20 protein-coding genes are annotated in these 16,985 nt (G+C 54.9%); 13 read left to right on the forward strand and 7 right to left on the reverse strand.

What is annotated here, in order from left to right:
• Positions 1-468 precede the first annotated feature (468 nt).
• The 4 genes from pstC (at position 469) to phoU (ending at position 3,839) form a co-directional block, all read left to right on the forward strand.
• Complete coding sequence (gene pstC / locus AABZ39_11760; protein ID MEK6795448.1) at positions 469-1,374, forward strand: phosphate ABC transporter permease subunit PstC; 906 nt, start codon at positions 469-471, stop codon at positions 1,372-1,374.
• Positions 1,375-1,383: 9 nt separating this feature from the next.
• The gene (pstA, locus tag AABZ39_11765) at positions 1,384-2,304 is read left to right on the forward strand and encodes a phosphate ABC transporter permease PstA (GenBank protein MEK6795449.1); all 921 of its coding nucleotides are present in this window, start codon (positions 1,384-1,386) and stop codon (positions 2,302-2,304) included.
• 16 nt (positions 2,305-2,320) lie between these two features.
• The gene (pstB, locus tag AABZ39_11770) at positions 2,321-3,094 is read left to right on the forward strand and encodes a phosphate ABC transporter ATP-binding protein PstB (protein ID MEK6795450.1); all 774 of its coding nucleotides are present in this window, start codon (positions 2,321-2,323) and stop codon (positions 3,092-3,094) included.
• 67 nt (positions 3,095-3,161) lie between these two features.
• A complete protein-coding gene (phoU, locus tag AABZ39_11775; protein ID MEK6795451.1) occupies positions 3,162-3,839 on the forward strand; it encodes a phosphate signaling complex protein PhoU in 678 nt (225 codons plus the stop codon).
• Positions 3,840-3,908: 69 nt separating this feature from the next.
• Here phoU and AABZ39_11780 read toward each other — a convergent pair whose 3' ends face one another.
• From AABZ39_11780 to AABZ39_11805, 6 genes are all read right to left on the reverse strand, one after another.
• Positions 3,909-4,652, reverse strand: a complete 744-nt coding sequence (locus tag AABZ39_11780; GenBank protein ID MEK6795452.1) for a Nif3-like dinuclear metal center hexameric protein — start codon at positions 4,650-4,652, stop codon at positions 3,909-3,911.
• Between the two features lie 11 nt (positions 4,653-4,663).
• Positions 4,664-5,341 (reverse strand): response regulator transcription factor, encoded by a 678-nt coding sequence (locus AABZ39_11785; GenBank protein ID MEK6795453.1) that lies wholly within the window; start codon positions 5,339-5,341, stop codon positions 4,664-4,666.
• A 267-nt stretch (positions 5,342-5,608) separates the two neighbouring features.
• Positions 5,609-7,324, reverse strand: coding sequence for an ATP-binding protein (locus tag AABZ39_11790; protein ID MEK6795454.1), 1,716 nt, complete (start codon positions 7,322-7,324; stop codon positions 5,609-5,611).
• 6 nt (positions 7,325-7,330) lie between these two features.
• On the reverse strand, positions 7,331-7,777 hold the full coding sequence (locus AABZ39_11795; protein ID MEK6795455.1) for a hypothetical protein: 447 nt from the start codon (positions 7,775-7,777) through the stop codon (positions 7,331-7,333).
• Positions 7,778-7,787: 10 nt separating this feature from the next.
• Positions 7,788-9,140 (reverse strand): polysaccharide deacetylase family protein, encoded by a 1,353-nt coding sequence (locus AABZ39_11800; GenBank protein MEK6795456.1) that lies wholly within the window; start codon positions 9,138-9,140, stop codon positions 7,788-7,790.
• 2 nt (positions 9,141-9,142) lie between these two features.
• Positions 9,143-9,781, reverse strand: coding sequence for a hypothetical protein (locus AABZ39_11805; protein ID MEK6795457.1), 639 nt, complete (start codon positions 9,779-9,781; stop codon positions 9,143-9,145).
• Between the two features lie 86 nt (positions 9,782-9,867).
• Between AABZ39_11805 and AABZ39_11810 the strand changes: the two genes are divergently transcribed.
• From AABZ39_11810 to AABZ39_11850, 9 genes are all read left to right on the forward strand, one after another.
• On the forward strand, positions 9,868-11,064 hold the full coding sequence (locus AABZ39_11810; protein MEK6795458.1) for a M23 family metallopeptidase: 1,197 nt from the start codon (positions 9,868-9,870) through the stop codon (positions 11,062-11,064).
• Complete coding sequence (locus AABZ39_11815) at positions 11,064-12,215, forward strand: hypothetical protein (GenBank protein MEK6795459.1); 1,152 nt, start codon at positions 11,064-11,066, stop codon at positions 12,213-12,215. The genes AABZ39_11810 and AABZ39_11815 overlap by 1 nt, the downstream gene beginning before the upstream one ends.
• Positions 12,212-12,598, forward strand: a complete 387-nt coding sequence (locus tag AABZ39_11820; GenBank protein MEK6795460.1) for a metallopeptidase family protein — start codon at positions 12,212-12,214, stop codon at positions 12,596-12,598. Before AABZ39_11815 ends, AABZ39_11820 begins: the two co-directional genes overlap by 4 nt.
• Positions 12,599-12,602: 4 nt before the next feature.
• The gene (pgeF, locus tag AABZ39_11825; GenBank protein MEK6795461.1) at positions 12,603-13,361 is read left to right on the forward strand and encodes a peptidoglycan editing factor PgeF; all 759 of its coding nucleotides are present in this window, start codon (positions 12,603-12,605) and stop codon (positions 13,359-13,361) included.
• 182 nt (positions 13,362-13,543) lie between these two features.
• Positions 13,544-14,110 carry an aminodeoxychorismate/anthranilate synthase component II gene (locus AABZ39_11830; GenBank protein ID MEK6795462.1) on the forward strand — a complete coding sequence of 189 codons (567 nt, stop codon included), beginning with the start codon at positions 13,544-13,546 and terminating at the stop codon, positions 14,108-14,110.
• 3 nt (positions 14,111-14,113) lie between these two features.
• On the forward strand, positions 14,114-14,473 hold the full coding sequence (locus tag AABZ39_11835; GenBank protein MEK6795463.1) for a hypothetical protein: 360 nt from the start codon (positions 14,114-14,116) through the stop codon (positions 14,471-14,473).
• A 6-nt stretch (positions 14,474-14,479) separates the two neighbouring features.
• Positions 14,480-15,454, forward strand: a complete 975-nt coding sequence (gene bioB, locus AABZ39_11840) for a biotin synthase BioB (protein MEK6795464.1) — start codon at positions 14,480-14,482, stop codon at positions 15,452-15,454.
• 117 nt (positions 15,455-15,571) lie between these two features.
• Entirely contained in the window at positions 15,572-15,883 is a 312-nt protein-coding gene (locus AABZ39_11845) for a hypothetical protein (protein MEK6795465.1), read from the forward strand.
• Positions 15,884-16,028: 145 nt separating this feature from the next.
• Positions 16,029-16,541 (forward strand): NUDIX domain-containing protein, encoded by a 513-nt coding sequence (locus AABZ39_11850; GenBank protein MEK6795466.1) that lies wholly within the window; start codon positions 16,029-16,031, stop codon positions 16,539-16,541.
• A gap of 27 nt (positions 16,542-16,568) precedes the next feature.
• On the opposite strand, the gene AABZ39_11855 is transcribed toward AABZ39_11850, so the two are convergent.
• Positions 16,569-16,985, reverse strand: a 417-nt coding sequence (locus AABZ39_11855; GenBank protein ID MEK6795467.1) for a hypothetical protein, incomplete at its 5' end; no start/stop codon positions are given.

Consider the following 16,985-nt stretch of genomic DNA (forward strand, 5'->3'; position numbering starts at 1 on the left):
ATTGGGGCCGCATATCATGTGATAGCTTATGGATATGCGGGTGTATAAACTGTATTGAACGCATCTTTTACACTCTTCGTCGCGTCTTCGCGAGATTCCTTCTCTCCATTTTCTTCTTCGCGTCTTCGCGTTTGCACTGAGCCGTTGGACTGAGCTTGTCGAAGTCTTGTCGAAGTGCCTTCGCGTGATATATTCTTCCCCTGATCGTATTCTCATTGATCCGAATATGAAGAAATGCAGCACGCGAAGCCGCGATGTCCGCGAAGAAAAATGATCCCTCTGTGAGCTCCGCGGCCTCTGTGAGACACTTCTTTTCTTTCCCATTCTTCTCCGCTAATTTTCTTGGGACCGCAGATCATGTGATGATCTGATAAAGTGCCGACAAAGGCATCGGAACAGGGGCAATTGCCAGCTCCCTGTAAAAAATCTTAATACAATCTTAACAATCATGGATATACTATACCGCGTATGAAAAATCAGAGGACAAGGACGATCATCCGTAAGGTTCGGGAGTTCATCATTGAGCGGCTCCTCTTCCTGAGCAGTCTGATATCCGTATTCACCACCGTTGCAATCATCGGTGTGCTGTTCTTCGAATCCTTCCAGTTCTTCACCAGGATATCCCCCCTGCGATTCCTTACGGAACTCGAGTGGACACCGCTTTTCTTTGAGAAGTCGTACGGTATCTGGCCGCTTATCGCCGGCACATTCACCACATCATTCATAGCCATGTGCGTCGCCATACCGTTCGGGCTTATCAGCGCGATATATCTCAGCGAATACGCATCGCCGAAATTCCGCACCATCGCAAAACCGATATTGGAAATGCTCGCGGCCATCCCCACGGTGGTATACGGCTATTTCGCATTGCTTTTCATAACACCGCTCTTAAAGAACATCATCCCGGGACTGCCGACATTCAATGCATTGTCCGCAGGCATAGCCATGGGCGTCATGATAATACCCATAGTAGCATCGTTAAGCGAGGATGCCATGCGATCGGTACCGATAGCCTACCGCGAGGGCGGCTATGCGCTCGGCGCTACGCGGCTTCAGGTATCGCTCAAGGTGGTTTTCCCCGCAGCGCTTTCCGGGATCACCGCCGCGCTCATTCTTGCCGTATCCCGCGCTGTCGGAGAAACGATGATCGTGGCGATAGCCGCCGGCCAGCAGCCCACCCTTACCGTCAATCCGCTCGAGTCGGTGGCCACGATAACCGCATACATCGTGCAGGTAAGCCTCGGCGATACGCCGCACGGCACCATCGAATATAGCACGATATTCGTCTGCGGACTTACACTTTTCGTGCTCAATCTCATCCTTAACATGATAAGTCTTGTCCTCAAAAAGCGATTCCAGGAATTCTACGAGTAGGCGATACATATGAACGGTAAATCAAAAACACAGATACGAAGCGAGCGGCTCGATACGCTCTTCAATGTGCTCGGCATAGCCGCAACAGCGTTCTCCCTTCTCTTCCTCCTCGTCCTCATCATCGACATCCTTCTCGATGCCATCCCGCGGCTGAACCTCGGTTTTCTCATGAGCTTCCCTTCGCGTAAGCCGGAGCAGGCAGGCATACTCGCCGCCCTTGTCGGTTCCATCTGGATAATGGCGCTCACCGCCGTCATCGCATTCCCCGTCGGGCTCGCTGCGGGCGTGTATCTTGAAGAATACGCAAAAAAAGACAGGCTTACTTCCTTTATTGAGATAAACATCAATAATCTTGCCGGTGTCCCTTCCATCATCTACGGTCTTCTCGGTCTGGGCATATTCGTACGTCTCTTCGGTCTCGACAGGAGCGTGCTGTCCGGCGCCCTCACGCTCTCGCTCCTTGTACTCCCGGTGATAATTCTAACCACACGTGAGGCTCTGCGTGCTGTGCCCAATTCCATCCGCGAGGCGGCGTACGCGCTCGGTGCAACGCGGTGGCAGACGGTGAGCAGACAGGTGGTACCCGCAGCGATGGGGAATATACTCACCGGGCTGATACTAGCCATATCCAGAGCGGTCGGCGAAACGGCACCGCTTATCACCATCGGCGCGCTCGCCTACGTCGCCTTCCTTCCCACGCCGCCCGTTTCCATAACAACGACAGCACCGTTCGTCGCGGTGAGCGGTCAGGGCTTCTTCGATTTCTTCACTGTCATGCCCATACAGATATTCAACTGGGTGTCGCGCCCGCAGAAGGGTTTTGCCGAGAATGCGGCCGCGGGCATCATCGTCCTGCTTCTGCTCACGCTCATCATGAACGCAGCGGCGATAGTGATACGGTACCGCTTTCAGAAAAAAGTACGCTGGTAAGGAAGGAGTACGCTCCATGGATACACAAACGACCCCGACACCGGAAGTAACGGTGAACAACCTCGAACTCTGGTTCGGGGAAAGCCATGTCCTTCGCGGCATCACCATACCGATGTATAAAAGACATGTCACTGCCGTCATCGGCCCCTCGGGCTGCGGGAAATCGACCATGCTTCGCACGATCAATCGCATGAACGATCTCATCCCTACTGCGCGCACGAAAGGCGAGATACTCATCGACAATGAGAACGTGCTCGCGCCGCATTACGATATCTATGCGCTGCGAACGAAGGTCGGCATGGTCTTCCAGAAGCCCAACCCTTTCCCGAAATCGATATATGAGAACGTCGCATTCGGGCTCAAGCTCAAGGGCATTCACAATCACAGCGAGGTGATGGGCATCGTGGAAAAGAGCCTCCGCGATGCCTGGCTCTGGGACGAAGTGAAGGACAGATTGAGATCGTCGGCGCTTTCGCTTTCCGGCGGACAGCAGCAGCGTCTGTGCATAGCACGCGCGCTTGCGACCAGCCCCGATGTCATGCTCCTCGACGAACCGACATCCGCGCTCGACCCGCAGTCGACGAACCGTATTGAAGAGCTTCTTCTGGAACTGAAAAAATCCGTGACCATAATCATCGTGACACATAATATCGGTCAGGCAGGGCGCATATCGGATTACACCGCCTTCCTCTATCTCGGCGAGGTGATAGAATACGGCCTCACGGAAAAAGTATTCACCGTGCCTAAGGACAAGCGGACGGAGGAATATCTGACAGGGAAATTCGGATGAGGCAACACACTACATTCAGAGAACAAGGGGGCATGCCCCCTTGCTCCGACAATAGAGAGGAGTTATCATGATAAAAGAACGAATTCTCGAACTCAAGGAAAAGCTCACCGCGGAGAACGCCCTCGTCAAGAAGATGATCGAAGAGAGCGTTCAGGGTCTGATCGAACGGGATGCGGCGAAGCTCAGCACGGTCATCAAGAAGCATGAGCCCAATGTGAACTGGATGGAGGTGGACATCGACGCAGCCTGCACGAACATCATCGCGCTCTATCACCCGGAAGCGAAGGACCTGCGCACGGTGCTCATGCTCCTCAAGATGAACAACGATTTCGAACGGATGGGCGACGCCGCGGTGAACATGTGCGAAAGCGCCATGTTCCTCATCGAACGCCCGCAGCTCAAGCCCTTCGATCATATCCCGAAAATGGCGGAAGCGACGATCACCATGCTCAAGGACAGCATGCGATCGTTCATCGAATCCGATGTTGCCCTTGCGCGCGCGGTCTGCAAAAGCGACGACATCGTCGACGATTATGCCGAGTCGATATTCAAGGAGCTCGTGGCTCTCATGACATCGGACCCGACGAGCATTGAACGGGCGCTCAATATCATACGCATTTCACACAACCTTGAGCGTATCGCCGACCTTTCAACGAATATCGCCGAGGATGCGATCTTCATCACCGAGGGGAAGGTCATCAAGCATCATGTCGAAGACGGGAAAGATCCGCACGCTCGCAGCTGAATCCATCCCGCTGTCGATCTGTTGCTCTCATTAGATCAGAAGAACGATCGCATTTCGCTGCGAGGGGATCTATTGCGGCAGCTCGTCGTGCGCTTCTGGCAAACGCATGAGTGACAGCTCTGGAAATTGATCGATAAGCCGGCGCGCAAGACGCTCTACACCGGGCAGTTCGGTATAGGTGTGGCTCCCGACAATGAGATCGATACATTTGAAAGAGGCGTATTGAAGCGTGTACAGCACCTTCTCCCCGGTAATGTATGCATCGCAGCCCTTTTCAACCATTTCGAGCATATCCGCCGTCATCTCACCCGCCCCGGCGACAAAACCTATGCGCCGAACCGAACGGGTATGATTCTTCCAGGAAAGCACCTTCTCCTCACAGATCGCACTGACTTTTGCGACAAGATCCTCGAACGGGAGCGGTTCGCTGAACTCAGCGATCCTGCCGCAGGAGAGACCCTTATACGCCGTCGTTTTCCCGACAATACTCGCGCCAAGCCGTTCGACGAACGTCGCGCTCGTCCCGAAATCGGCGGCGTCAAGAGGGAGATGTACGAAAAAATGCGACAAACGATGTTCACGAAGCAAAGAACGGCAGCGCACATCCATGCCGTATATGAAATTCCATGCATTATGATGCGTAAGAATGAGATCGACATTCCGTTCCGCCGCAGCGTCGATGACTTCCGGGGTTAAATTCGTTGCGTAGCCGACGGCATGTATCGTTTGTGCATGGGCGGCAGTGAGTCCCATCTCGTCGGGCATCGGTTCAAAAAGTCCTGTGAGGAATTCTTCCGCTTCATGTATATTCATTCATCTTCCGTCTATTGGAATTTATATCCGACACCGCGTATATTGCGTATGCGGTCGCCGACCCTGCCGAGCTTCGTGCGGAGATTCATGATATGCACGTCCACCGCGCGGTCGGTGGTGGCCTTCTCATTGCCCCACAGATGATCGAGTATACGGTTGCGCGAGCACACGGCACCGGGACGCTCAGTGAGCAGATCGAGTATCTTGAACTCCGTTGTCGTCAATTCTATCCTCTTCCCGGCAGCGCTTACCTCGAACTTCTCGGTGTCTATGGTTATATTATCCACGGTACGGACTATGTTCTTCTCTTCAGCGAGCGCGCGCCGACGGAGCACCGCCTTCACACGCGCGGTCAATTCCCTCGTCGAGAAGGGTTTTGTCATGTAATCGTCCGCACCGAGCTCAAGCCCGAGGACTTTATCGCTTTCCTCAGACTTTGCGGTAAGCATTATTATGGGGATATTTCCCGTACGCTCGTCGCTGCGCATGCTCTTGCATATATCGATGCCGCTCATATCGGGGAGCATGAGATCGAGAATGCAGCAGGCGGGGATGGCCGTCCTCAGATAACGCATGAAGTCATCGCCGTTCGCGAACGGTTTCACGGTAAAATTCGCCTTGGTAAGCGTCATATCGACGAGCTCGCGGATATCGCGGTCGTCTTCAACAATCGCTATTATCGTACCCATATCGTCTCCGCGTCATCGTATATCGGCATTGCCCCAATGGCAAGCGCTGCGACGAATCCTCGCTGCGAAAATACAGAACAAGGGACATGTCCGTTACTCCATCATTGTAACAACATTGTGTTAGTTTTGTGTAAATAATGGAAAGATCGAATCAGGGATGAATTTACGACGAAACTCACAAAAACAACGAAGTGGGATACCCCGTCCTGAAAAATTTTTGCATTTTCATTTCGTGCTTTTCGCGATTTTCGTTGTTGACATCTATTTTCAGCCGGCGGGAATGGTTACCGTGAACGTCGTCCCTTTGCCCACCACGCTTTGCACCGCGATATCGCCGTTATGAAGATGAACGATATGCTTGACGATGGAAAGCCCGAGCCCCGTCCCGCCGGCCTCGCGCGAGCGTGATTTATCCACGACATAGAAGCGCTCGAAAATATGCGGCACATCCTCCGCGGGTATCCCTATGCCGGTATCCTCAATGCGTACTGCAGCCGTATCCCCGCCCGAAATACGCACGGCAATGCCGCCCTGTTCGGTATATTTCACCGCATTATCCACAAGATTTATCACAAGCTGTTCCAGCTTGAAGCGGTCGCACAGAATAACAACGGGAGCCGGTGCGTCAAGCGTTATCGTCAGCCCTTTTTCCAGGGCTCGCTTCTCGAATATCGAGAGCACGTCCTTCACTATCTCGGTCATATCCATACGCTCACGGTCAAGTGACGGCGTCTCGCGTTCAAGATCGGAAAGCACGAGCAGATCGCGCACGATGTTCGCGAGCCTCTCGGCGTTCTTCCGGATGATGTCGACGAATTTAAGCCGCGCATCGCCCGATAATTCGTCTGCGAGCGTTTCGGCGTATCCCTTTATCGACGTAAGCGGCGTGCGAAGCTCATGCGATACATTGGACACGAGGTCGCGCTTGAGTCGTTCGATGTCCCTTTCCATGGAAACATCCCGGAGCATTACGAGAATATACCCGCGCGATAGAAGCGCGCGCGATGCCACCGCGAAGGTGCGCTCTGCCATGCGCATTTCGCGGTGAACGAATTCCCCCGACTTCGCCGACCGCACGACGGTAAGGAATCCATCTTCCGGCAGTACATCCCAGTACGTGCGGCCTGTGGACGCAACGCCCGCAACGGAACGGAACGCATCGTTCGCTATCACGATGGTCCCCTTCGCATCGATGAGCACCACCGCTTCCTCGATGGCCGCGAACACCGTGGCAAGCTCATCCTTTCTCGCGGAGAGCTCATCGATAAGGCCCTTGAGCGACGCCACCATGGAATTGAAGTTATCAGCAAGCGGTTTGAACGCGCTCGTTTCGCTCACATACGCCCGCGCGTTGAGATCGCCGGATGCGACACGCGATGACGCCTCGGACACGACGGCAAGCGGATGACCGAGTGTACGCGATACGACGACGGCGAATAGTATCGCCGCGGCAATGCCCACCGCCGCCGCAATACCGATGACAAGAAGCGCACGGCGCATCGTATCCTCGAACGTCTTCGCCCTCATGCTGGTGCGTATAAAGCACACGGGCTGCCCGTCGACGGATGCCGTTACCGCAAGATACAGCATCGATTCCTTCAGTGTTACGCTTCTGCGCTCCGATTCGCCCGATCGGTATGTCTGCGCGGCGACTATCTCCGGCCTGTCCGCATGGTTCTCCATGGTCTTCGGGTCATGGTCCGAATCGGCCATGACGACGCCGTTGAGCGCAATGACCGTTATCCGTTTATTGAGCGTCCGCGCGAGCGGGCGTATATATCGCTCAATGCCCAGAGCATCTCCCCGCATGGCATACGGCAGCACGGCCGCCTCAACGCTTTTCGCAAGATCATAGAGCTCACGCCCGGCTGACGCCCGGCCGCTGTCGCGGACAGTACGTAACGCCAGTATGGTAATGACCGACATGAGCGCGATGATGGTAAGGAAACCGGCGAATATGCGTATGAACAGTGAACGTTTCATCGAGGCCTAGAACGACATGACCCAGCGGCCGTTCTCCCTCATGAGCGTGAACACCTGCGGTTCCGTATCCTCGCTCTGCTGTTTCCTGTCATGCACGGTGGTATACGCCTGCACAACGGCGGTATTCCCTTTTATCACGACCTGTTTCACGCTTACGAGCGTGGTCTGAAGCTCGAAATCGACCAATGGCTGGGACTTCACATAGCTTGCAGCGCTCGTTACCGATCGTGTCTTCTCGAGTTTTTCCTTATACTTTTCCGAGAAGAACTCCTTGTACGCGGTGGCGATATCCTCCGGCTTGTATTCCAGCGCGAGGAATTGGCGGAGACGCTCTATCACGAGCTCCTCCTCTTTGCGAACGCTTTCGGAGGATGCCGACCCGAAGCGGTCACATGACACCATACCGATCATAAGTGATGCGAGCGTCAATCCGATGACCAGGAACCGTTCCATTGAAAACTCCTTATTTGAGATGTTCATATTCCTTCGGCCCGTCCCCGAGTATCTCGGTAACGGTGACGAATTTGTAGCCGCGTTTTCGATAATGCTCGATGAACCGGGGCACGATATCGATCATCTTATCATATTCACGTGCCGACCCGAGATGGCAGAGCGTTATCACACCGTTCATGCGCATCGGATCATAGTTCTCCATGGCGATAAGCCGTGAGAGCATCTGCTTTGATGTATAGTAGTTGCTGTTGCGCACCGTCACCGCTTCCGCCCTATCGGCGTTGTAGGAGACCGTCGTTGCTCCTGATACGTAATCAAGAAAATCAACGGTCCAGTACACATGCACCGGGTATCCGAGCGATGCGGCGACATTGAGTATGTCCTGATCGACACTTCCGTACGGAGCGCGCCATATCTTCGCAAGCTCTTTGCCGGTCACTTTGCGGAACGTGTCCTCCACCTGCTTCAACTGTGCGGCGAACTCCTCGCGCGAAAGCGGATAGGTCGAGTAATCGTTGTGAAGCACACGCTCCTTATAGGATGTCTCATAGAGCGAGCGCACAAGCTCGAAATGGCTCCAGGTATGATTGCCGAATTCACAGCCGAGGTCCGAGAGGAGCTTGATATACCTGAGGTTGGCCCCGCGCAAGAGCGACCCCGCGTTCTTTCGCGGCGTCTCGTTCGATATGAACACGGTCGCTACGACACCGTATTTTTTGAGAATGGCGTAGAGACGCCCCGCATCGGTGCCGGTACCGAGGTCGAAGGTTATCGCGATGCGTTTGAGCCTCGTCGTGCCGCGGAACACATTGCGCCCGGCATTGGTAATGCCAGAAGTGAAACGAAGGAGATTTCGCTCGACCATCTCGCCCATGTTCATATCGCGTATATTGGCGATGCTCTCTTTGCGCGCGCGTATGCGGTAGCGGTCGAACTGTATCTTGTAATCGAACAGGAGGTTCTTCTGTATCTCCTCATTGTCGCGGAGTACCGCGATCTTCTGCTTATCGTCATCGACCTTCTTCGAGAGGTCCTGTATCGTATCCACGCTCGCGCGGAACAGGTTCGGCAGCACAAAGAGATAGAACAGTATCGACAGCGCGCCGATGGCGGGGAGCGATATCAGTATGATGCGCCGTACGCGTTTGCCGACACGGGACACCGGCGTCTCTTCTATCTCGACCTTCGAAAGGGCGAATATCTCTTTCGCTTCGAGAAGATCGCGCTCCTCATCGAGGTTCGCCGACGATGCATCATGTTTTGAACGCTGTTCTTCCGCCTTGATGCGCGCTATCGTCTCATCAACAGGGAGCGTCCCGCGGGAGCCCTTCTTCTTGCGTTTTTTGTTCGCAGTACGCGCCACCGTCACAACCCTTTGAGGAGCGAATCGCGGTCGCCCGAGGCGTTATCGCGGCTCTTTCGGAAATCCGCCGCGGTATTGGAGAGCACCGTGCGTTCGAAGTACTTCACCGTCGACGGGCGTTCAAGCGCTATCTCGCGCCCGCTCTCTTCCCAGACGACGGTATTATTATCGCGGTAGCGGCCCTGACCGTATTTCGCGGTGAGCGCGTTCATGAGATCGAGGAAGGTGAACTGCTTTTCCTGGAATGCGAGACGTATGCTGAAGAGCCTGTCGCCCTTGAAGAGGAAATAGCCGCTCTTGAAGTATTTGTTCTCCGCGAGATTGACAAAGGTATCGCTTTTTTCTCCGATTATATCGATGTCACGCTCAACGAATTTCGACGGGAGTATCATGAGATTATCTTCATAGATAGCATCGATAGCCTGCTTCATCGTCTGCCCGAGTCTGATAGTACGGAAGCCGCTTATCGCGGTCAGGCTTTTGCCGCGGGAATCATAGTCGCTTCCCGCGGTGCGGGCATTGGTGATACCGCTTGCGGCCTCGCGGCTTGCTTTTGCAGGTGCATTCGTCTGCCCGTAGAGGTCATGGGCCGACGCGGCGTACAGTACCGCACCGATAGCTATGAGAACGCTGAATTTCATCTTTTTACATTAATTATCGTCAATTGTGAGTTTTATATAACGATTTTTATTGACAGAATTCATCTTTACTTTATACTACCCCGGCAATGTACCGCTGTATCCCTGCACTCACCCTGGCCCTTACTGCCGGCCCCCTTACCGCGCTTTCTATCTCCCGTACCGATTTTGCCACTATTTACCGGTCCGGAAAGGCGATCAGCGTCTATACCCCCACCGTGCTTCTCGCGAATGACGGCCTGCGTTCCGGGGCTACGATATGCGAGACCGCCGACACCAATGGGCCGTATGCCTATCTCATGCCGCGGGGACGCGGTATCGTAAAACGCACGAACGGCACCAATGTCATGACCATCGACGAGGGCGCGCTCGTCACGGCCGATGCACGATTACGATCGAATTCCAATGCCGTCGAGCACACCAATGCGTTCCGCATACGCTCGAGCGTATCGGAATTCCAAGCGGGCAAACCGGCGATATTCTTTCTCGTCTCGCAGCTGCCCCTCTCCAATGTCCGCGCCGAGATGTTCATATCGGATTTCGCCTATGATGTGGTGTTCACACCGCAAAAGCCGCAGGACGGACAGTATCTCTTCCGCGCCGTGACCGGTTTCGACTGCGAATGGCGCTCGAAACGGACCGTGCTCAGGGTGAGCGCCGATACCGCCCCCGGCATACGGCTTTCGGTAGGCGCACAGCTGCAATTCACGAACACTTCGCCCCGGATCGGCGTACCGCAGACGGTGCGTAATTTCGGGCAGAACCTTGTCTCCATCATGTACGACCGACGTGCTGTTGACGAAGGTGCCCGCCTGCGCACGAATATCCTCAATACGGTATCACCCAAAAATCTTCTTGATGGACCATTCCTCGTGCCCGCCGACGGCGACTGCACATCGGCATTCGGCATACCGCGTGTATACACGGCACGCGACCGCTCCTATCACCGCGGCATGGATATCGGCAATGCCGAGGGAACGCCGATACGCGCAGCGAACAGCGGCGTCGTGCTCCTCTCCGAACTCTTGTATGTTCGCGGTAATTGCGTTATCATCGACCACGGTGAAGGACTGCTCTCCGAATACATGCATATGTCGAAGCTTGCCGCTGCGGCCGGCTCCTTCGTACGCAAGGGGGACATCATCGGGTATATGGGTGCCACAGGACTTGCAACAGGACCTCACCTGCACTGGGGCGTCCGTACCGGCACGGTGTGTGTCGATCCGCTCGCATTCACCAACAATGTGCTCCCGACTATCCAAGAAGCACGATCGGAGGTCTATTGATGGACGAAGAAATAACGCGGTTCCACGACCCGTTCTACATAACCTACCTGGGGCATATGCTCGGCGTTGCGGCATTCCTCCTCTCGCTCTTCATCTTCTTCACCGGCACCCTCGGCGATGAATACCGCATTGTCAACGCGTGGACGAAATCCGCATCGGACAGGAATTACCTCGAGCGCGACACAAGCGTGAGCATTACGGGCGATATGCATGTCAACCATATCACGCTCGGGGAACAGTTCGTGCACTATTTCGAGAAGAACGGCGCCACGACCTATTTCATGAAGCTCGGCAGGAACGATTTCGCCGCCTGCGGCAGGGACAATTTCATCATCTATAATCGTTATGGCGATAAGATATCATGTTACGATATCACCGGCAGGCTCCGATGGATGCGCGAAACGAAGACGTATCCTGAATTCGCCGCTGCTGCGGGATCGATCGCGCTTCATACAAGCGAGCACATGAGCTTTTCGCTCATCGATGACAACAACAATGACGTAAGTCAGCAGATACGGGCGGGGGAATTCATCACCGACAGCGGCTTCGCACGGCACACCGGCGATTACGCTGCAGGATACATCAACGGCCAGTTCTGCTACATCTACCGTACCGGGAAGATGAGCTTCCTCACATCGAGCATCCTGAGCACGAGGAACGTCGTCAAGGCGATAGCGCTCTCCGAATACGGGAGTTTTGTCGGCGTTATCAGCGGTCTCTTTCCGGAATACATATCCGTATACACGGCCGAGGGGCGTCTCGTCTGGTACAAGAAGACCGATCTCATGCGCCGTCGCACCGTATCGCTTACGCTCAATGAAACGGCGAACGCGCTCATCACCCTCCGCGATTACGGCATCGCCGTCTACGGGCTTAAGAACGGGCATGTACGCTACTATCTGCCGCTCAATGATGCGGGTATGGAATTCGCGACGTATATGAAAGCGGATATCAGCGGCAACAATGCCCTCGCATCGGTATGCCGCGAGGGCTCGAGCAGGATATTCCTCATCGACTATAAACAGCAGTATGTGGCATGGAAGAACACCATCGATACATGGACATACGATGTCGGCTTCTCGTCACGCGGCGACGAGTTCGTCGTCACTACGGATAAATTCATCTACTGCTATAAACGGCTGCAGCTGTGAGCGTCACGCCGCGAAAACGAACGGCACATTTCCGATGGTCCCGCACGGTGTTCGAGAAAGCGATACTCGATGCGCTCAACGAGATACCCGCCGCACTGGCCAATGCCGTTGAGAACGTGGAGTTCATCATCAACGATGCGCCCGCAAAGCCGGGTTCGAAGAATTTCCTCCTCGGCTTGTATCAGGGCGTTCCTCTCAATGAACGCGGGCTCTTTTATCAGAACGCATTGCCGGACACGATAACGCTCTATCGCGCGAACATCGAACGGACGGCGAAGAACAGGAACGAGCTTGTCGGGACGATACGGGACACGATAATACATGAAGTCGCCCACTACTTCGGCATGAACGACCGCGAGATACGCAAGCGCGGATTCGGGTAAGACCATGGACAATGAGATACGTTTTATCCGCCCCGTACGATCCCCCGTGCGCGTACCGGTGTTCACCTCGATGCGCACGGGCGGCGTAAGCGAGGGCCCCTATGCGTCATTGAACACCGCATATCATGTCGGAGACAACGAAGCGCATGTCGCAGAGAATCGCACACGTCTGTTCGATGCTATCGGCATGCCGCTCGCCCGCGCAGTATTCCTCGATCAAACGCACTCGGCATCCTGCGTCATAGCGGATGAGAGCCATGCCGGGCGCGGCGTACGCGCTCATGCAGATGCCATTCCCGCCACCGACGCCGTCATCACAAAATGTACGGGCATACCGTTGGTCATACAGACCGCGGATTGCCTCCCTGTCGTCATCGCCGATACGGAAAAAGGCGTCATTGCTGCCGTCCACTGCGGATGGAAAGGGATCGCCGGCGGCATACTGCAGAACACCGTGTCCGCCATGCGTACCGCCTTCGGGTGCCGATCGGCGGATATGCATGTATTCTGTTCGGCCGCCATCGGCGCTGCATGTTATGAGGTCGGCACCGAGGTCGCCTCGTTCTTCCGATGCGTGACGAACGTTGACGGCAAGCTCTTTCTCGACATAAAAAGCGAAGCGGTATCGATACTGATGACGCTCGGCGTTACGGAAAGCACTATCGAGGTCGCACCGGAGAATACGTTCACCGATGCGGGGCTTTTCTCATATCGGAGGGACAAGATATGCGGGAGAATGGCTACAATAGTGATGATACGATAATGCATGCATTAGGAGAATTGAACCACGGAGGGCGCAGAGAGCACAGAGAAAATGTGATTTTGTATTCTCTGGCTTATCTCCGTGACCTCGGTGGTTCAAATTGTATCTTACCCGATATTCCGTTACGGTGCATCCAATTGACAATTCCCGGCATTATTGTGTAATTATCGCAAGGAAAAGCAATGGTACTGTTCATCGACAATTATGACTCGTTCACGTACAACCTCGTGCAGTATGTCGGCGAGAAGAACCCCGACGTGCGCGTGGTCAGGAACGATGCGGTAACGCTCGATGGCATCGCGCAGATGAAACCGTCCCATATCATCATATCGCCGGGGCCGGGAACACCTGCCGAGGCAGGGATATCCGTAGGCATCATCAAGCGATTCGCTTCCGCGATACCGATACTTGGTGTCTGTCTCGGGCACCAGGCCATCGGCTATGCACTCGGCGGCACGATAGTAAGCGCGCCGGTGATAATGCACGGCAAGGTAAGTTCCGTTTCGCATAACGGCGAAGGGGTATTCGCCGGCATCCCCTCTCCGCTCATCGCCACGCGCTATCATTCGCTCATCATCGACAGAAAGACATGCCCCGCCGATCTCGTGATAACGGCGGAGGTCGACGGCATCATCATGGGCGTGCGCCATCGCGAACACCCGCTCTTCGGCGTGCAGTTCCATCCGGAAAGCATCGCCACCGAGCATGGCAAAGTCATGATTGCAAATTTCCTTGCAGTGAAGGCGTGATCGATGAAACGCGCTTTTCAACGCACTTCGCTCGCGGCGATAATGCTCGCAGCAACGTGCTTCCACCCGCTCTTCGGGGCATCATCGGGAACGAATTGGCGCATCGACGATAACGCGACCGCCCTTGAGATAGTCAAACTCGGAATGATAACCGCAGTACCGATAGCGCTTTTCCTTGCGGCAGGCTTCGGTTCGCCGGAATATCGGCTGCCGTTCATCATCGCCGGCTCGGTAACGTCCGTTCCCGCCATTGCCGGGATAACGCTCTTCACCATAGACATCATCAATTATGATCCGAACAAAGACCCGTCGATAACGATGGCCGGCACTGAGATCCGTGCATCGATACGATTCTACTTCTGAGGCAGTATGCAGCATCGTTCAGCCGATATTGAATCGGCATACACAGTACTGGATGGACGACCGATAGACGAAGCGCTTGCCTCTCGTCTCATCGATACCCCATCAGCATATGCGATGGACCTCTACTCCCTCGCCAACAAAGTACGCATGGCGAACACGCCGTCATACGACGCCTGCAGCATCGTCAACGCGAAATCGGGCGCCTGCTCCGAGGACTGCGCCTTCTGCGCGCAATCGGGGAGCAATAACGCCGCCGTTGAGATATATCCGCTCATGGACGAGGCATCGCTCCTTGCCAAAGCACGCGAAGCGAAAGCGAACGGCGCGAGCGCGTTCTCCATCGTCACGAGCGGATGCGGATACGAGACGCCGTCGCCGGAATTGCGCCGCATCATAACGGCGATTGAACGCATACGCGACGCGGTCGGCATCGATATGCATGCATCGCTCGGCATTCTGGGCGATGAGTCGCTTACCCTGCTGAAGGCTGCCGGGGTATCGATGATACATCACAATCTTGAAACAGCACCGTCGCATTTCATGAACATATGCACGTCCCACACTATCGATGCGCGGATAGCGACGGTCAAGCGGGCGAAAGCACACGGTTTCAGGGTCTGCTGCGGGGGTATACTCGGACTCGGGGAAAGCCCGCGTCAGCGCGTCGAGCTCGCCTTCGCGATACGTTCGCTCAGTGTCGATGCCATTCCCATCAATGTATTGAATCGCCTCGACGGCACCCGCATCGAGCGGCATCCCATTTCGATACGCGAGATCATGAACGCGGTGGCGGTGTTCCGCCTTATCAATCCGAAAACGATAATAAAAATAGCTGCTGGAAGGGAAAGCGCGCTTGCCGACTGGCAGGGCCTCGTGTTCAACGCGGGGGCGAATTCCATGCTCATCGGCGGCTATCTGACCACGCGGGGCCGGGCCGTAGCGCTTGACCGAGAGCTTATCGATGCACTTGAGGGATTTTGAACTCAAAAGAACAAGGGCTCATGAGCCCTTGTTCTCATTCACGACGGGATATTCTTTCAATTGACAATGCTCACCAGTATTTGTTATATATAACAGATCATCTCACAAGGAGTCCCTATGCATTTCCCCGTATTCCTCGCCATCGTCCCCATCGCGGTGCTTTTGACCGCAAGCTTCTTCGTCCTTCTCGGCGTACAGAAAGCTGAGACAAGAACGCTCAAGGTATTCGGCATTGTCGTAGCCGTCGTGCTCTGGGTAGCGTCCGGCCTCGTCCTCACCGGCGGCATTATGCGCACGGTACATGGCGGACCGATGATGCGCGGCATGATGCATCATCGCATGGAAGGGAAAACCGACTGCCCGCCCTGCCCGAAAGGGAAAGACTGTCCGATGAAGGATGGCGGGACACAGGAAGCCCCGAAGAAATAAGATACTGCGCGACGGAACTACAGATCGATACTGCACATCCTGAAGAACAGCGGGTTGCAACCCGCTGTTCTCTATTTTTTTGCCAGCGCGACCTATCGTTGCATTTTCCCTTGTATGACTTTATAGTCACCGCAAAGGACATGCAATGATAAACACCATCATGCGCTTTTGCCCGCAATGCGGACGCGAGCATGTACGCTGGGTGACGCTCAAGGAATTCCGCTGTGACGACTGCGATTTCGTGTTCTTCAAGAACCCCGCCGCTGCCGCCGCTGCGATAATAGAATGGAACGATGAAATACTTCTTACGGTGCGCCACCGCGACCCGGGCAAGGGCATGCTCGATCTTCCGGGCGGGTTCATCGATCCGAAGGAAAATGCCGAAGACGGGCTTGCCCGCGAGCTTGAGGAAGAGCTCGGCTGGCGGCCTCCGTCCATGTCATATCTCTTTTCATTCCCGAACACCTATCTCTTCCGGGGCATCGAATACCATACGCTCGATATGATATTCCTCATCACGCTCACTGAGAAACCGATACTTCACGCGAACGATGACGTCGCCGCCGTCCAATGGTCGCCGAAGGCAATAGACCACTCGCGCATAGCGTTCGAATCGGTGAAGAATGCGCTCGCACAATATGCATCCAAACGCACATGATCGCCGGCAACGAACGCCGCAGTCAACTCACTTCAGATAGGTCAACGCCACCGGTGCCGGAAACGTGTACATTACTACCGGTGAATCGGCAAGTTCTTTCATTGATGAGATGGCATCTACAATGGGCGCCACCTGACTTTCACCGATAGTGAGCGAAATGAGTTCCCGCTCGTCGCTCCCTTCAAGATGACGCGATTCACGCTTTTCGATAGGGAATGCGTTGGCATACGTGGTCGACGTACCGCTCGCTCCAGCCTCCATAGCCGCCATGGAACATTCATCGCCGAACCCGCGCGGGACGACACAGTTCAGGCTCACCAGGTTCAAGAGCTTTTTACGTTTCTTGACCGACGACGTCTGGACTGATCCGGAACTACGCCAATTCGTATTACCCTGCATCTGATCGATCGCTTTGATGATCTGTTCCATTGTCGCCGGATACGG

This window comes from Spirochaetota bacterium, assembly GCA_038043445.1.
Taxonomy (GTDB): Bacteria; Spirochaetota; Brachyspiria; order Brachyspirales; family JACRPF01; genus JBBTBY01.

Coding starts and splice junctions, on each gene's coding strand:
- pgeF (MEK6795461.1), top strand. CDS start 12,603: ATGGACAATGAGATACGTTTTATCCGCCCCGTACGATCCCCCGTGCGC.
- AABZ39_11785 (MEK6795453.1), bottom strand. CDS start 5,341: ATGGGTACGATAATAGCGATTGTTGAAGACGACCGCGATATCCGCGAG.
- phoU (MEK6795451.1), top strand. CDS start 3,162: ATGATAAAAGAACGAATTCTCGAACTCAAGGAAAAGCTCACCGCGGAG.
- AABZ39_11850 (MEK6795466.1), top strand. CDS start 16,029: ATGATAAACACCATCATGCGCTTTTGCCCGCAATGCGGACGCGAGCAT.
- AABZ39_11805 (MEK6795457.1), bottom strand. CDS start 9,781: ATGAAATTCAGCGTTCTCATAGCTATCGGTGCGGTACTGTACGCCGCG.
- AABZ39_11810 (MEK6795458.1), top strand. CDS start 9,868: ATGTACCGCTGTATCCCTGCACTCACCCTGGCCCTTACTGCCGGCCCC.
- AABZ39_11815 (MEK6795459.1), top strand. CDS start 11,064: ATGGACGAAGAAATAACGCGGTTCCACGACCCGTTCTACATAACCTAC.
- AABZ39_11790 (MEK6795454.1), bottom strand. CDS start 7,324: ATGAAACGTTCACTGTTCATACGCATATTCGCCGGTTTCCTTACCATC.
- bioB (MEK6795464.1), top strand. CDS start 14,480: ATGCAGCATCGTTCAGCCGATATTGAATCGGCATACACAGTACTGGAT.
- AABZ39_11830 (MEK6795462.1), top strand. CDS start 13,544: ATGGTACTGTTCATCGACAATTATGACTCGTTCACGTACAACCTCGTG.
- pstC (MEK6795448.1), top strand. CDS start 469: ATGAAAAATCAGAGGACAAGGACGATCATCCGTAAGGTTCGGGAGTTC.
- pstB (MEK6795450.1), top strand. CDS start 2,321: ATGGATACACAAACGACCCCGACACCGGAAGTAACGGTGAACAACCTC.
- AABZ39_11780 (MEK6795452.1), bottom strand. CDS start 4,652: ATGAATATACATGAAGCGGAAGAATTCCTCACAGGACTTTTTGAACCG.
- AABZ39_11845 (MEK6795465.1), top strand. CDS start 15,572: ATGCATTTCCCCGTATTCCTCGCCATCGTCCCCATCGCGGTGCTTTTG.
- AABZ39_11835 (MEK6795463.1), top strand. CDS start 14,114: ATGAAACGCGCTTTTCAACGCACTTCGCTCGCGGCGATAATGCTCGCA.
- pstA (MEK6795449.1), top strand. CDS start 1,384: ATGAACGGTAAATCAAAAACACAGATACGAAGCGAGCGGCTCGATACG.
- AABZ39_11795 (MEK6795455.1), bottom strand. CDS start 7,777: ATGGAACGGTTCCTGGTCATCGGATTGACGCTCGCATCACTTATGATC.